Here is a 15,888-nt window from a genome sequence, read left to right as displayed (position 1 = left end):
GGACATTCAGCCCTTGTGGCGGGAATGATGATTAAATAAACACATCGATGGAAATTTTAACAATTGGAGGTATATTATGGGTAAGGGCTTATTATGGACAGCCACTTGTGTAATAGTAGTTTTAGTTGGGTTTGGTAGCTACTATTTTATTAAAGAAATAACAAACTCTATGGCATACAATAAATTAGTAGATGAGTATAAAAAGCCAGAACCAATTGAACATATAGAGGAAGAATATGATGTTATTGTCATCGGTGGTGAGCCAGAGGGAGTGGCTGCGGCTGTGGCTGCTGCTCGAAATGGTGCGAAAACATTGCTGGTCGAAAAACGACAAGAGTTAGGTGGTTTATTTACATATGGTATGCTGAATTTCCTCGACATTCCTCGTGATGGCCATAACAACTCGATTAGTGAGGGAATATTTAAGGAATGGCATGAGCTTGTTAGAGGGAATGACGCTTTTGGCATTGTAGGTGCTAAGGCAGCCTTTAAAAAGCTAATCGATGAAGAGCCCAACTTAACGTTATCCGTGCAAACCGAGGTTGTGAAAGCAAATGTCAAACAACAACAATTAACGTCTGTGGAATTAAAAAATGAGTACGGTACATATGTTGTGACGGGGAAATCATTCATAGATGCTACACAGGATGCTGATTTTGCTGCCTTGTCGGGCGTTCCTTTCTTTGTGGGCGGAGAAGATATTGGCATAAAGGATAAGCGTATGGCTGTGACTTTAATGCTACATTTAAAAAATGTCAATTGGGATGAAGTCAAAAAAGCGGCTAATTCCGGTGTATTTGGCGGTGCTAATTTAAATCATACGGTGATGTGGGGCTTTACAAAGCTACATGATGAATACAAGCCATTACAAGAGGGTACAAGATTACGAGGGTTAAACTTAGCTCGTGTAGATGATGAATATTTCATCAATGCCTTACAGATTTTTGGTATTGATGGCTTGAATGAATCCTCAAAACAAGCGGCGATTGTCGCTGGGAAGAAAGAAACGTTACACATTCTAAAATATTTACAAACAAACTTCCCAGGGTTTGAAAAGGCTGAAATTGTCAGCTATCCAGAAGAACTCTACGTCCGAGAAACGAGACATATTTGGGCAGAGTATCAATTACCAATGGCAGACCTGTGGAAAAATAGTGATCAGTGGGATAGCATTGGCATTGCTTCTTATCCAGTCGATGTGCAAGCGCAAACGCCTCATGATTATGGCTATGTGATCGCTGCACCAAAGCAATATGCTATTCCTTTCCGGTCTTTAGTACCGAAGGATATTGATGGCTTACTGGTTGTCGGACGCTCTGCTGGTTATTCATCACTTGCAGCTGGTAGTGCACGTATTGTTCCAACAGGGATGGTGACAGGTGAAGCGGCTGGGACTGCGGCTGCTCTTGCACAGAAGCACGATGTAACCTTTAGAGACATGAGTAAGGATAAACCATTAATCGCTACATTACGCAAGCAATTGGCTAAGCAAGGTGCCTATGTTGATTCATTTTCAATTGAGTATCCATATCAAGGAGAATGGTATGATGAAGCCATTCAAACCCTCATTAATTACGGCCTTGTTGTGGGCGGCTATGATAATGACCTAAAAGTAGACAGTAAGGCGACGAAAATAAAGTTTGCTAAAATGTTAAAAGAGAGCATGCTACGTGCTGGTGGAGAAAGTGCAGCAGGAATGAAGGACCAGCTCGAAATTGTCATCAATAAAGTTTATAATCAAGGCGATGAAGCTATTGAGCGAGATGAGTTAGCTCAATATTTGGCTGACGTCCTCATCGGTGAATCCAATGCGACTAGTTGGGATACATTGGTAGAAAAAGGAATTGTCACGGAGAAAGTAGCGAAGAAAGTCTCTGATAATAAGAAATTAAAATTAAAAGAGATGTATGCGATTATGGCTGATGTGATTCATTATGTAGAAAAAAAACGTTCCTCCTTGTGAGGAGCGTTTTTTGCTGAAACGGCAACGTAAAAAAGGGTTGACGCCAATTAGAAAGTCCTGTAATATATGTCAAAATCATAAAAAAATTCGATGAAAAAGAGAGTAATTGATGGAATGACTGGCTAGCGAGTTAGGGACGGTGGGAGCCTAATGCAGGAACCATGAATGAAGCGCACTTTGGAGAAGATTCTCGAACAAATAGTAGAGAATAGCGGGGCGTCACCTCGTTAACAATGGAAAGTGGTCATGTTACATGGCAACTAGAGTGGTACCACGGGATTATCATGCTCTCGTCTCTAATTATAGAGGCGAGGGCTTTTTTATTTGAACAGGAGGAGGAGCAAAATGAATCAACAAATCGCCGACAGTATAGCAGTCACATTAAAGCAGCAAATAATAGGAGAGGACATATTGTCATTATTAGAAAAACCCAAAAGCTTGGAGCTAGGGGACGTAGCCTTTCCATGCTTTACTCTAGCAAAAGTGTTGAAAAAATCACCGCAAAGTATCGCAGCACAGATAGCAAGTCAATTAAATCATGACAGTATCGAGCGTGTGCAAGCTGTTGGTGGCTATGTCAATATTTTTCTTGATCAACAAAAGGTGACGCAACAGGTGTTACGCAAGATTCTGCGCGACAAGCAACAATATGGTACTACGCCAACAAAGATGGGAACGGTCGTCTTGGATTTTTCCTCTCCTAATATCGCCAAGCCTTTCTCGATGGGACATTTACGTTCAACAGTCATCGGCAATGCCTTAGCAAATATTGCAGAAAAAAATGGCTATCAAGCCATTCGTATCAATCATTTAGGGGACTGGGGTACACAATTTGGCAAGCTTATTGTTGCTTATCAGCTTTGGGGTGATAAACAAGCTATTTCGGCTTCCCCGATAGAGGAGTTATTAAAGATTTATGTGAAGTTTCATGAAGAGGCCGAGCAAGACCCAACGCTCAATGAACAGGCTCGTGCCGCCTTTAAAGCATTGGAGGACGGTAATGAAGAGGCGCAGGCATTATGGCAATGGTTCCGAGATGTGTCATTCATAGAATTTCAAACAATATATGAGCTATTAGGAATTCATTTTGATGCCTTTATAGGTGAAGCCTTTTACAATGACAAAATGCCGTCCGTTGTAACAGAATTAAAAGAAAAAGGGCTCCTTGTGGAATCAGAAGGTGCGTATGTTGTGGAGATGGAGGAGATGCCTCCATGTTTAATAACGAAAACGGATGGAGCCACGCTTTATGCGACGCGTGATTTAGCAGCAGCCCTGTATCGCCAACAGCACTACCAGCCCCATAAGATGTTCTACGTTGTTGGCAATGAGCAGTCCCTCCACTTTAAACAACTTTTTCAGGTCATCGAAAAAATGGGCTATCCTTGGGCAAAGAATCTGCAACATGTGTCATTTGGCATGATACTGAAGGATGGCAAAAAAATGTCGACGCGTAAAGGCAAAGTGGTGTTATTAGCAGATGTACTAGCAGAAGCTATAACGACTGCAAAGCGTAATATGGAGCAGAAAAACCCTTCTCTACCTAACAAAGAGCAAGTCGCAAAGCAAGTGGGGGTTGGAGCGGTAATTTTTAATGATTTAAAATCCCATCGTCTCAACGATATTGAATTTTCAATCGAGCAAATGATGAATTTTGAAGGCGAAACAGGGCCATATGTACAGTATACATATGCACGTATTTGCTCTATTTTAGATAAAAAGAAAGCTCCGACTCAAGATATGCTCTTCAAATCTTTAGGAGAGCAGGCTTGGCCGATTATTTCATTACTAGAACAGTTTCCTAAAACGGTAGCTATAGCTTTTGAGCAGGCTGATCCGTCCCAAATAGCGAAATATGCCTTACAACTGGCACGTTTATTTAATAAATATTATGCACAGTACAAAATATTAGTAGAAGATGAACAGCAAGCATCCCGTCTTGCATTATGTCAGAGTGTTGCTATTGTTTTAAAAGAGTCATTAGCCTTATTAGGTATTGAATCACCTGAAAATATGTAAGAAGCCTTAGCCATGTAAAGGTAAACTGTCCAATCATTGACCAACCATCGAAAACATGATAAAAGGATAGAGGAATCCATGCAAGCTTTTCATAAATGAAGGCTGCGTAATAACAGAGGGGATCAAACAATTGGTTAAAAAACATTGGACATTATCACTCACCTTCGTGGTCATTAGTATATTTTTTGTCGCTCTTAATATGAGGCCAGCTGTCACGGGAATAGGACCGCTTTTTAATGTCCTCATGACATCCTTACAAGTCTCGAATACAAGCATGAGCTTTCTCACAGCTATCCCCGTTTTTTGTATGGGATTATTCGCACCTTTGGCTGTCCCGCTTCAGCGAAAAATGGGCACGAAATCAGCTATCACCCTTTTAGTGGCCATCCTTGTAATCGCGAATGGGCTACGCTTTTTCCAAGCAAGCTATCTCTTGCTCATCGTGACAAGCTTTGCGGCAGGCTTAGCGATTGCAATGATTGGTCCTATCCTAAATGCTTATATTAAGAAAAAGTTTCCAGAACGTTTTACGACAGTAGTCGGTATCTATTCATTCGGTATAGGCGTAGGGGCTACTTTAAGTGCAGCCTTAACCGTGACTTTTTATCAGAGTTTCAGTAATAGCTGGACAATCGCCCTTGGTATGTGGTCAATCCTTGCTATAATTGCTCTCGTTATCTGGCTAGCGGCAATTCCATCCAAACACAACGAGCAGCTCCAACAAGTAACTACGTCAGAAGAAGTCCGTAATCCGTGGACATCTAGACGTGCCTGGGTAATTTTACTGTACTTTGGTTTACAAACATCACTCTTTTTCTCAATCATGTCATGGCTTACGCCGCTATTGCAGGATAAAGGCCTGTCATTAGAGGCATCCAGTGCTATGCTAACAATTATGTCTATTGTACAAATGATAGGGAATATGGCGGTACCAATTCTCATGGAAAAATGGCCAAGTCGAATGGCCTGGCTACTAGTGTTTAGCTTTGTCGGCATGATTGGATTTATGCTACTCTGGCTGACAGCGGGTATTTACCTATGGCTGGCTGTTTTATTAATTGGCATTGTGCTAAGCGGGCTATTTCCAATCGGACTATTGCTGCCTCTTGATGAAGCCAAAAATGATCAGGAGGCCACCAGTTGGTCATCTATGGTGCTGGCAGGTGGCTTTATGGTAAGTGCCATTATCCCCATTCTAATAGGCATTTGCTATGACCTAACGGGCAACCATACATGGACGTATCTGATCTTTGTATTATTAATGCTCGGCATTCTAGTAACGACTGGACTATTAAGAAAAAAATGATTGTAAGAGACATGTGTCAGGTTGCACATGTCTTTTTATGTGAAAATTATTTTGAGGGTATAATATCCTTCCATCCTCACAGCAAATTTTGTCTTCCATCAATATTAATGGGTAGAAAGAAATGACTTTAGGGAAGTTGCTGCATTTTTCTAATATCAATTATTCAATAATAATATTATGTAAACTTGAAACATTACTAGTCCTTGATTATGATAGAGAAGAGAGAATGTAGAATAGAAAGTTTTGGTGAAGGTATGTATAAAAAAGTGCTCATTTTAGGAGCGACAGCTTTTCTTGTAGCAGGCTGCGACAGACAAATAGGGACAGGATGGTTTCAAAATAAAAAGGCAGAGGTAGAATCAGAAGGAGCTGTGACGAAGCAACAGGAAAAAATTGTCCCAGAGGTCAAAGTGATTGGAGAGCATGGTGTTGGAGCAGGCATTATTATCAGGCAGCAGGATGATCAACTGTATATTTTAACGAATGGCGCACTAGTGGCTTCCAAACCAACTGCCCTTGTTCAATTTGGTCAGGACAAGCTGGTAGCAGCGACTATTCATGTCATGTCAACAGCCTATAATATGGCCCTGCTACGAGTAACCTATCAAGCGGATGTGCAAGTGCCTAATTTATATGAAGGTGAGCTAAATCAGCTAGCTGTTTATGTGAATGGCTTACCCTATACGATTCAAAAATACCAAGATAAAGTAGCGGCTTATTATATAAAAGCGGAACAATCGATACCTTTAGGAAGCCCTGTCATGGAGGCTGAAAACGGAGCCATTGTCGGATTATATGTTAATCGACAACAGCAAGGACAGTCGCAGCCATACATATTGCCTATAAAGGAATTCCAAGCATCCATCGATGAATGGATTGAGGAGGGCATGACAGCCAGTGTACGACTTTCCCAATCGAAAAACTTATACCCCTATATTGAACAAGGGGATAAAGAAGCTGTACAGCAAGCAATCGAACAATATGGAGAAAATATATTTGCGTATAATACCGATGAAATTATGCTATTTTTAGATACGTTTCACAAGTATTTAAAGGGGGCTGTGACAACCCAGGATGCAAGTGTTTTGAAACCGATTGTCGGGACAGAGGCTATACAGGAAACCTTGGCTAGTATGGTTGCCTATTATGCTTCCAAGCAAGCCAAAATTCATTTCTCAGACACGGATATTCAGGCAATTCGTGTAAAGGGACAGCGTCTTATCGTACAGGCTAAAACGGAATATATCCTGACGAATGCTGCTGGACAGGAGGCACTTGCCTACTCCAACATGTTGTATGAGTTAGAAAAAAATGAACAGGGCGAGTACAAGCTACTTGGTCTCACAAACAAGGAGTGAATTTTGCATGGAGCAAGCTAGACAAATGCTACAGCATCATTTTGGCTATGATACCTTTCGGCAAGGACAAGCCCAGATTATTGAACAAACATTACGAGGGCAGTCAAGTCTTTGTGTCATGCCAACAGGTGGAGGGAAATCCATTTGCTATCAAATTCCAGCGCTAATGCTTGAGGGGTTAACCATCGTGATTTCGCCACTGATTTCACTGATGCAAGATCAGGTGGAGGCTTTACGTACAGCAAATATTCCAGCAGCCTATATTAATAGTACGCTGACGGCACAGGAAGTGGATGAAACCATGCAGCTTGCTAGTGCGGGTTATTTAAAGCTCCTCTATATTGCACCTGAACGACTGGAAAGTACGACGTTTCTTCAAGCATTGTCGTATTTATCTGTCCCATTACTTGCGATTGACGAGGCTCATTGTATATCGCAATGGGGGCATGATTTTAGACCAAGCTATCGTTCGATCCACAAGCTTTTTACGCTATGGCCCCAAAAGCCCACTGTTTTAGCACTGACAGCTACTGCAACGCCAACGGTTTGTGATGATATTCGTCAATTGTTAGCGATTGATGAGCAGGCAACGGTCATGACAGGCTTTTCACGTGAGAATTTGGCACTTTCGGTGTTAATTGGTGAAAATAAAGAACGCTATGTAAAAAATTATGTACAACAAAATAAACAGGAAGTGGGCATCATTTATGCAGCTACTCGAAAAGCTGTGGATGCCATTTATGATGTGCTGAGTCGCTCTGGTGAAGACGTTGCGAAATATCATGCAGGTTTATCAGAGAACTTACGAATGGCTGAGCAGGAGCGGTTTTTAAAAGATGAGGCACGTATCATGGTGGCAACGAATGCTTTTGGTATGGGTATTGATAAAAGTAATGTGCGCTTTGTGTTGCATTATCAAATGCCTCGTAATATGGAGAGCTATTACCAGGAAGCGGGCCGTGCTGGCCGAGATGGTCTGCCAAGTGCTTGTATTTTATTGTATGCTTCAGGGGACGTTCAAACACAGCGTTTTCTTATCGAACAGTCACAGGATGAGGCTCGTATTACACAGGAGCTAGCTAAACTACAAACAATGGTCGATTATTGCCATACTGAGGGCTGCCTACAGAATGCGATTTTAGCGTATTTTGGAGAAGTTGAGGAGGAGCCATGTGGGCGTTGTAGTAACTGTATTGACGGGCGAGCAGTGACAGATGTGACAGAGGATGCGCAAAAGGTGCTGGCCTGTGTTGTGCGTATGGGACAAAAATTCGGTAAGACCATGGTGGCACAGGTTTTAATTGGCTCTAAAAATCAAAAGATCGCTGAATTTGGCTTTGCCCGTTTATCGACCTATGGCATTTTAAAAGGACAATATACCTCAAAGGATGTCTCCAACTTTATCGAATTTTTAATTGCAGAGGGCTTGCTGGCTGTGAAGCACGGTACATTCCCTACAATTTATGTATCTGCTGAAGGCAAGGAAGTGCTGCTTGGCAATCGACAGGTCATGCGTAAGGAAGCTGTCACAGTGAAGAAGCTGGTGGATAATGATCCATTATTTGAACACTTACGGGTATTACGCAAAGAGATTGCCGACGAGGAAAAGGTCCCACCATTTGTTGTATTTTCTGATAAAACGTTACGTGAATTATGTGATAAGAGACCAACTGTACTGGAGGATTTACGACAGGTGAGTGGTATAGGCGAAGTAAAATTTGAGAAGTATGGTCAACGCTTCTTTGACGCACTACAATCGTTTTTAGAAGCCTCTGTTTAATAAATTTGTTGCTATTGTATAAAAGAGAGGTGTCCCACAAGCTGGAGACACCTCTTTTATATTATTTTTCCCAATGCTTCGCAATGAACGTATCACGCCCAGAAACGGCACGGTCTTGCTGATAGTGTGCTGTCTCTTTTTTATAATAATCCTGGTGATAATCCTCTGCTGGATAAAAGCGTTCAGCATCGCGAATTTGGGTTACAATAGGTTTATCAAAGCGTCCGCTATTGGCAAGCTTTTCTTTCGATGCCTCTGCGATTTGCTTTTGCTCATCTGTATAGGTAAAGATTGCTGTAGTATAGGATTCGCCACGGTCATGGAACTGTCCATACGCATCCGTCGGGTCAATTTGCATCCAATAAATATCAAGGAGCTGCTCATAACTAAAAATAGCAGGGTCGAATTCGATTTCGACTACTTCTAAATGACCTGACGTTCCTTTTTTGACATCTTCATAGGTTGGGTTTTCTAAGTGGCCACCCATATAGCCTGAAGTGACTTTATGTATACCGTCCCACTCGACAAATGGCTTGACCATACACCAAAAACAGCCGCCAGCAAATGTCGCTTTTTCTATCATTTGAATCATCCTTTCTTTTGTGAAAATATTATAGCATTGTTTTACGCCAAACTGTGCAAATGGGTGTAAAATAACGTTTAGATAGAAAAACATGGAATAGATCCTTTTTATAATGAAACTTTCTAGCTAATCAATCGTTACATTAACTATATCAAAATAGAGGAGTTAGTTGTTATGGAAGAGCAAGATTATACGAGACGCTCCCAACGTCCTAAAAAGCGTCGATTACGTAAAGGGAGAGCATTTTTTACACTATTACTATTGTGTATCATTGTGATTGTCGGCTATTCGGTCATGCAATATCGCAGCGGGCTTGAGCTAGCCAACGACACCAAAGTTGCACAGGAGGATTTTACGGGTGATAGCATCAAAGGGGATATCGAAAACTATTTGATTTTAGGGGTCGATACACGTGGAGAGGAAAAATCACGGACTGATACAATGATGGTATTATCCTGGAATAAAGCAAACAACGACATTAAACTCGTATCCTTTATGCGCGATATTTACGCGGATATTCCAGGCTATCAATCCTATAAGCTTAATACAGCTTACTACCTAGACGGTGTTCAGCTATTAAAGGATACATTAACAAATATGTTTGGCCTACCGATTCATCATTATGCACTAATTGATTTTAAAAACTTTGAATCCTTAGTGGATATTTTAGCGCCAAATGGTGTGGAAATGGATGTTGAAAAGGACATGTCTGAAAATATTGGGGTAGAGTTAAAGCAAGGTGTTCATCGTTTAAATGGACAGGAGCTACTAGGTTATGCGCGTTTCCGTCATGATGCAGAAGGAGATTTTGGGCGTGTTGCACGTCAGCAAAAAGTGATTGAGGCATTAAAAACAGAGTTATTAACGCCTACGAATATGTTGCATTTACCAAAATTTGTTGGTGCGGCACAGGGCTATATCACAACAGATTATTCATCTACTGAGGAAATGCAGCAAGTACTTAAATTGCTATCAAAGGGCAAGGTAAACATTGAGAAAGCAACCATCCCTATCGAGGGTAGCTATCAATTCCAAAACTTTAGCCATGCGGGCGATTCTATTGTCATCGATGTGGAGCAAAACAAAGCCTTTTTAAGTGATTTTTTAGGTATTTCACTAGAGTGATGTTTCGCAAAAACCAGCATTATCCTGTAATATAAAGGTAGAGCATTTGGATTGGGGTGGATATATGGAAAAAGAGAGACCAAAAGAGCGTTCAAGCCTGTTAGCAACCAAGTTTATTCGTTTTTTAGGTGGTAGAAACCTATTATTTACACTGGTAATTTTATTACTGGTGGCATGTGTTATTTTTATGTTTAATCAAGTTTCCTTTATCTTTACCCCGCTACAAGTTTTATTTGAAGTAGTCATTTTACCAGGGGTACTAGCCGTCATTGGTTACTATTTATTACGCCCATTGCTGGCGATTCTAGTACGATGGCGCATTCCAAGAATATGGGGTATTTTAATCCTCTATATTGCGGTCATTGGTGTCATTACGTTACTTGTGGTGCTAGTCTATCCGTTTTTACGCGATCAGTTCACGAATTTAGCACAGGAATTCCCAGAGTACTTCATGGCATTTACACAAAACATTGTAGAATTCCTAAATCATTCACGTTTTAATGAGTACTTAGATAAAATTAGTTTTAATTTTGATGAAGTTTTGAATAACTTCACAACGGATATGGTAAAAACAGTGAAGGATATGGCGACCAATGTAGCACAGGGTGTGGCATCTGGTATTACCGGCTTCCTTTCAACGTTAACAGGTATTGTGCTATCACTTGTAACGGTGCCATTCATCCTGTTTTATTTACTAAAAGAGGGCGAAAAATTACCGAAATTTATGCTGAAAGTGTGCCCACCACGTATGCGTAAAGAGGTAACTGACATTTTCCATGACATGGACAAGCAAATTAGTTCGTACATACAGGGACAGATTTTAGTATCCATGTGTATTGGGGCAATGGTAACGATTGGCTTCTTAATTATTGGCATGAAGTATGCTTTATTGCTCGGCTTCCTTGCCATGATTACAAGTGTGGTGCCCTATTTAGGACCCGTTATTGCGATCACACCAGCAGTCATTATCGCTCTTGTTACATCCCCATTGATGCTGATTAAGCTGGCAATTGTATGGACAATCGTTCAATTAATCGAAGGAAAGTTCATTTCACCGCAAATTATGGGGAAATCACTCAGTATTCACCCGATTACGATTATCTTTGTACTATTAACGGCAGGCTCGTTATTTGGTGTCCCAGGCGTTATTTTAGGGATTCCGGGCTATGCAATCTTTAAGGTACTTGTCACGCATTTATTCAAGCTCTTTAAGCAGCGCTATAATCGCTACGAAGATGACGTTCATCAAAAATATGATATCTAATAAACGACCAGCTACTGCTAGCAACGCAGTAGCTGGTTTTTGCTGTAGAAAACGGCATTATGCTATTCTAGTAGTAGAGTCAAAGCAAGGGGGAAAAGGAAATGGCATACATACCGATTAATTTTCAAGAGAAACTGGCTAAATTTCAAGAGCATTGGTCTCCAAAGGTCATTGCTGAAATGAATGATTATCAATTCAAACTCGTCAAAGTTCAGGGGGATTTTGTTTGGCATAAGCATGAGGATACGGATGAGGTATTTATCGTCCTTGAGGGGCAATTAATCATCGAATTCCGAGATGGCCAGGTAAGCTTGCGTGCAGGAGAGATGTTTGTTGTCCCACGCAATGTGGAACATAAACCCTTTGCAGCTTCGGAGTGTAAAATTCTGCTTGTAGAGCCAATGGGTGTCGTGAATACAGGTGAGGAGCAATCAGAGCTTACCGCTGAAAATGATGTATGGATTTAACCATCATAGAAAAACCCTTCCAACAAAATGTTAGAAGGGTTTTTACATTGACTAATTATTGCTTTGCTAATAATTGTACTTTTGCTAAGCGATCCACGGCTTCTTGCAGAAGTTCCTTTGGTTGAACTAATGCTAAACGTAAATAGCCTTGTCCTGCTGTACCAAATACGGTTCCTGGAACTGTGACAACGCCTACTTGTTCAATCAATTGAAAGGCTAATTCTGTGCAATCGATAGCATAGGGATATTTAGCCCATACGAACATTCCACCATCAGAGGGTGCTGCTTCCCAGCCTAAAGCTTGTAAGCCATTCATCAGCGTTTTATGGCGCTCAGAGAAAGTGGCACGTAAGCTTTCCGTAATTTCCTCAGCGTTATCCAATGCTACGACAGCCGCATCCTGAATAGGCTCGAAAATACCGAAATCTAAATTTGATTTTAATTGCTTAATAACAGCGATCATTTCTGCATTTCCTGCGATATAGGCAATACGTGTTCCAGCAAGGCTAAAGCTTTTAGAGAGGGAGTTAATCTCCATACCGACCTCTTTTGCTCCTGGTGCAGCTAGGAAGCTAATAGGGCCATCTCCCGTAAAATAGAACTCTGAATAGGCAGCATCATGGAGGACGATGATATTATACTTTTTAGCAAAGGCGATGACTTTTTCAAAGTATGCTAATGACGGCATCGCTGGTACAGGATTTCCTGGCAAGTTTAAAATCAATAACTTTGCTTTCTGTGCAATTTCTTCTGGTACAGCGTCTAAATCAGGTAAATAATCGTTGTCGGCTGTTTGAGGCATGTAATAAGGTGTTGCGCCAGCTAAGTGAATCCCTGCGTCATACGCTACATAAGCTGGGTTTGTGGATAAGACGATGTCTCCTGGATCACAAAAGGCAATTGGTAAATGCACTAAGCCTTCTTGCGAACCAATTGTTTGAATAATTTCTGTCGTGGGATCTAGATCCACATTACTACGACGCTTATAGTAGCGACTCACCGCGTCATAAAAACGCTGTGTGCCAGTCAGTGTATAGCCATAAGATTCGGCTAAACCTGCACGATAGGAAAGATGCTCACGTATTTTGGCATGCGGAGGAAGATCAGGGCTGCCTAAGCTTAAGTCAATTAAGGTCATGCCCTTTGCTTGCTGCTCTCGAGCAAAATTTTTCAAATCTCCGAAAATTGCTGGTGTAAATAATGACATTTTTTTAGATGGTACGATTTTCAAAACTAGTACACTCCTTGTAGTTGTATAACAGAATAGTAGTTCACATTTTATCATACTGAAGCGCAGAAAGGGACAGATATTCTGAAAAAAGAAAATATTTATATAATGGAGAGGATGTGTGCATAGACTAGCGAAAAAAGATTTTCTGCCATTGGGAGAAGCTACTATAAATTCCTTCAAAGAGGAAAGTGTATTATACTGAGTATAAAGCTTTTCAGGTGGGGTGAGTCTTATGAGAACAGAGCAAGAAATGTATGATTTAATCCTAGCCACTGCACAACAGGACACTAGAATTCGTGCTGTTTACCTAAATGGCTCAAGAGCAAATCCGAATGTACCAAGGGATATGTTTCAGGATTTTGATGTTGTGTATGTCGTAACAGATATAGCCTCTTTCTTACAAGATGATAAATGGATTCAAGTATTTGGTGAGCAGCTGATGGTGCAGGAGCCTGATCGATTGGATAAGGGGCTTGGCTTGGACAAAGACTTTTCTTATAGCTATACATATTTAATGTTATTAAAGGATGGGCATCGCATTGACCTTCGCTTATTATCGACACAAGCTATGCTGGATGAATATGGACAAGACAAGCTGACAGTCCCTTTACTCGATAAGGATCAGCTTTTGCCATCTATCTCTCCATCTTCAGATTGTGGCTATCATATTAGTCCACCGACTGTTGGGCAATTTGCCAGCTGTACCAATGATTTTTGGTGGTGCTTACAAAATATAGCCAAGGGCATTTGGCGAGATGAGCTCCCATATGCCAAGCAAATGTTTGAGGAAACGACAAGGCAGTCCTTACATCAAATGCTTAATTGGTGGATTGGTCAGCATCATCATTTTCAGATATCTACAGGCAAAATGGGAAAGTATTTAAAAAACTATGTGCCAGCTAATTATTGGGCATTGTACGTAAAAACCTATGCCGACGCTGATTATGCTAACATGTGGAATGCCCTGTTTGCGGCATGTACACTCTTTCGAAGCATCGCAAAGGAGGTTGCCCATCACTTCCAGTTCTCGTACCCTCACGAGGATGATGCTCGTATGTCAGCCTATTTGAAGCATGTACGTACATTACCACCAGATGCGAAAACAATTTTGTAAGGGGGAAGAGGGCATTGAAGGTTTATTCATTAAGTGGACCAAGCGGCACAGGCAAAAGTACAAGTGCGCTGGCCTTTGCCCATAAATTAGGGGTGGAGGCCATTGTTGATGATGGATTACTCATTGTGAATGGCGTCAGAGTGGCAGGTCTTTCTGCTAAATTCGAAAAGAATACAATTACTGCTGTACGACGTGCCATTTTTACAGATCCAGCTCATCGTGAGGCTGTCCAAAAGGCGCTAGCTCATCATCAGGTACAATCTATTTTACTGATAGGTACATCAACTAAAATGACGAATAGTATTGCCAAGCAGCTAGAGCTGGGTCCGATTGAACACTATTATAATGTAGAAGATGTCCGTTCATTGAAAGAAATTCAAAAAGCACGCTTTATCCGTCAAACACAGGGCAAGCATGTTATGCCGATTCCATATAGACAAGTGGAGCAAAATTTCTTTAAACGATTGGTGCAAAAGGGCATGGAGATTTTTTCATCGAAACGAGAAAAAATCGGGGAAACGACGATTGTGCGTCCTGATTTTCAGCGGGAATATATAGAAATCAGCAAGCCTGTTTATGTACAGCTACTGACATACTGCTGTAGCCAACAGGCGATTGTACAAAAGGTGGAGCAGGCACAATTTGTGTTAGGGGATCAGGTTCAAGCTATCCTCACTATTCAGGTGAAGCTACCAATCGATTATCCATTAGCAGCCCGTTTATTGGCATTACAACAAGCCGTGCAGGAAGATTTTTATCTACATTTTGGCTATGAATTAGATGCTATTCATGTGCATGTTAAAACAGCTATACAAAAGAAAAAGGCGTAAAAAACAGGTACTCCGCTCGCACATTGGCGTTAAGAGTACCTGTTTTTTATTTTGGTTGACGGGTAAATTGAGGCTGGCGTTTTTCCACAAAGGCACGACAACCCTCTGCGAAATCACTGCCCACAAATGGCGAAGAGCCTTGCCATAAGGTTGGCACACTATCGAGACATTCCTGAACGGATTGCTTCACGGCAAGTAAGGATTCAGGGGACATCCCTGCAACAAGCTTGCCCATTCGAATCATGTATTTATTTAAATCCTTTTCAGCTACTAGGTAGTTAAGCAGCCCAAGCTTGAAAGCTTCCTCTGCTTTAAACATTCGTCCTGTAAAGACTAAATCCTTGGTTGTGGCAGGGCCGACGAGCTGAACTAAACGCTGCGCAAATTTGTTATTTAAAGTAATCCCTAATTTACCGACAGGAATGCCGAGCTTGGCCTTGTCGGAGCCAATGCGGATATCGCAGGCTAAGGCTAATTCCAAGCCAGCGCCCATTGCCGGACCGTTGATGACGCCAATCGTTGGAATCGGTAGGCGCTCAATGGTTGAAATGGTCTTTTCCATATGTACAAACGCTTCTTCAGCTTGCTCAAGAGAGATGGCATTGAACTCTTTAATATCAGAGCCTGCTGTAAAGCTTTGGCCAGAGCCTCGTAAAATCAGTACTTTATTTTTCGGATTATCTAATACTTGTAGGGCAATCTTGGCTAATTGATCCCACATGTTTGCCGTTAATGCATTTTTTGCCTGTGGTCGATGAATCGTAATAATCGCTAGCCCAGCTGTTTCTTGATAAATAATTTTCGCATCTTCTGCTTCCAGTCGAGTCGTTTTTACTTGCATATCGGAA

14 protein-coding genes and 1 other annotated feature are annotated in these 15,888 nt (G+C 41.3%); of the genes, 11 read left to right on the top strand and 3 right to left on the bottom strand.

The window, feature by feature from the left end; translation table 11 throughout:
* Positions 1-76: 76 nt before the first annotated feature.
* From BFM98_RS05630 to recQ, 5 genes are all read left to right on the top strand, one after another.
* Positions 77-1,963 (top strand): FAD-dependent oxidoreductase, encoded by a 1,887-nt coding sequence (locus BFM98_RS05630; RefSeq protein ID WP_066036786.1) that lies wholly within the window; start codon positions 77-79, stop codon positions 1,961-1,963.
* A gap of 81 nt (positions 1,964-2,044) precedes the next feature.
* Positions 2,045-2,264: a binding site (T-box leader), on the top strand.
* A 44-nt stretch (positions 2,265-2,308) separates the two neighbouring features.
* A complete protein-coding gene (argS, locus tag BFM98_RS05625) occupies positions 2,309-3,982 on the top strand; it encodes an arginine--tRNA ligase (RefSeq protein ID WP_066036785.1) in 1,674 nt (557 codons plus the stop codon).
* A gap of 166 nt (positions 3,983-4,148) precedes the next feature.
* Entirely contained in the window at positions 4,149-5,288 is a 1,140-nt protein-coding gene (locus tag BFM98_RS05620; protein ID WP_254659997.1) for an MFS transporter, read from the top strand.
* 254 nt (positions 5,289-5,542) lie between these two features.
* Positions 5,543-6,646 carry a TcaA NTF2-like domain-containing protein gene (locus tag BFM98_RS05615; protein WP_175400718.1) on the top strand — a complete coding sequence of 368 codons (1,104 nt, stop codon included), beginning with the start codon at positions 5,543-5,545 and terminating at the stop codon, positions 6,644-6,646.
* A gap of 7 nt (positions 6,647-6,653) precedes the next feature.
* Positions 6,654-8,426 carry a DNA helicase RecQ gene (gene recQ / locus BFM98_RS05610; RefSeq protein WP_066036782.1) on the top strand — a complete coding sequence of 591 codons (1,773 nt, stop codon included), beginning with the start codon at positions 6,654-6,656 and terminating at the stop codon, positions 8,424-8,426.
* A gap of 61 nt (positions 8,427-8,487) precedes the next feature.
* Here the strand turns inward: recQ and msrA are convergent, their stop codons facing one another.
* Positions 8,488-9,009, bottom strand: coding sequence for a peptide-methionine (S)-S-oxide reductase MsrA (gene msrA / locus BFM98_RS05605; protein ID WP_083225272.1), 522 nt, complete (start codon positions 9,007-9,009; stop codon positions 8,488-8,490).
* Between the two features lie 174 nt (positions 9,010-9,183).
* Here msrA and BFM98_RS05600 point away from each other — a divergent pair, with 174 nt between their 5' ends.
* The 4 genes from BFM98_RS05600 (at position 9,184) to BFM98_RS05590 (ending at position 11,865) form a co-directional block, all read left to right on the top strand.
* The gene (locus tag BFM98_RS05600; RefSeq protein ID WP_048392859.1) at positions 9,184-10,134 is read left to right on the top strand and encodes an LCP family protein; all 951 of its coding nucleotides are present in this window, start codon (positions 9,184-9,186) and stop codon (positions 10,132-10,134) included.
* A gap of 64 nt (positions 10,135-10,198) precedes the next feature.
* Entirely contained in the window at positions 10,199-11,398 is a 1,200-nt protein-coding gene (locus tag BFM98_RS05595; protein ID WP_048392857.1) for an AI-2E family transporter, read from the top strand.
* Positions 11,388-11,519, top strand: a complete 132-nt coding sequence (locus BFM98_RS24400; RefSeq protein ID WP_256389907.1) for a hypothetical protein — start codon at positions 11,388-11,390, stop codon at positions 11,517-11,519. The genes BFM98_RS05595 and BFM98_RS24400 overlap by 11 nt, the downstream gene beginning before the upstream one ends.
* Complete coding sequence (locus BFM98_RS05590; RefSeq protein WP_048392856.1) at positions 11,500-11,865, top strand: cupin domain-containing protein; 366 nt, start codon at positions 11,500-11,502, stop codon at positions 11,863-11,865. Before BFM98_RS24400 ends, BFM98_RS05590 begins: the two co-directional genes overlap by 20 nt.
* Positions 11,866-11,920: 55 nt before the next feature.
* On the opposite strand, the gene BFM98_RS05585 is transcribed toward BFM98_RS05590, so the two are convergent.
* On the bottom strand, positions 11,921-13,096 hold the full coding sequence (locus BFM98_RS05585; RefSeq protein WP_066036781.1) for an aminotransferase class I/II-fold pyridoxal phosphate-dependent enzyme: 1,176 nt from the start codon (positions 13,094-13,096) through the stop codon (positions 11,921-11,923).
* A 232-nt stretch (positions 13,097-13,328) separates the two neighbouring features.
* Here BFM98_RS05585 and BFM98_RS05580 point away from each other — a divergent pair, with 232 nt between their 5' ends.
* Positions 13,329-14,210 carry an aminoglycoside 6-adenylyltransferase gene (locus tag BFM98_RS05580; RefSeq protein WP_066036780.1) on the top strand — a complete coding sequence of 294 codons (882 nt, stop codon included), beginning with the start codon at positions 13,329-13,331 and terminating at the stop codon, positions 14,208-14,210.
* A gap of 14 nt (positions 14,211-14,224) precedes the next feature.
* Positions 14,225-15,040 carry an ATP-binding protein gene (locus BFM98_RS05575; protein ID WP_066036779.1) on the top strand — a complete coding sequence of 272 codons (816 nt, stop codon included), beginning with the start codon at positions 14,225-14,227 and terminating at the stop codon, positions 15,038-15,040.
* A 46-nt stretch (positions 15,041-15,086) separates the two neighbouring features.
* On the opposite strand, the gene BFM98_RS05570 is transcribed toward BFM98_RS05575, so the two are convergent.
* Positions 15,087-15,881: an enoyl-CoA hydratase/isomerase family protein gene (locus BFM98_RS05570; protein WP_066036778.1), complete on the bottom strand. Its 795-nt coding sequence runs from the start codon at positions 15,879-15,881 to the stop codon at positions 15,087-15,089.
* Positions 15,882-15,888 lie beyond the last annotated feature (7 nt).

The sequence above is a fragment of the Lysinibacillus sp. AR18-8 genome, assembly GCF_001705465.1.
GTDB classification, from domain to species: domain Bacteria; phylum Bacillota; class Bacilli; order Bacillales_A; family Planococcaceae; genus Lysinibacillus; species Lysinibacillus capsici.
Note: the sequence above shows the minus strand (reverse complement) of the source record. Positions and strands in the feature narration are given on the sequence as shown.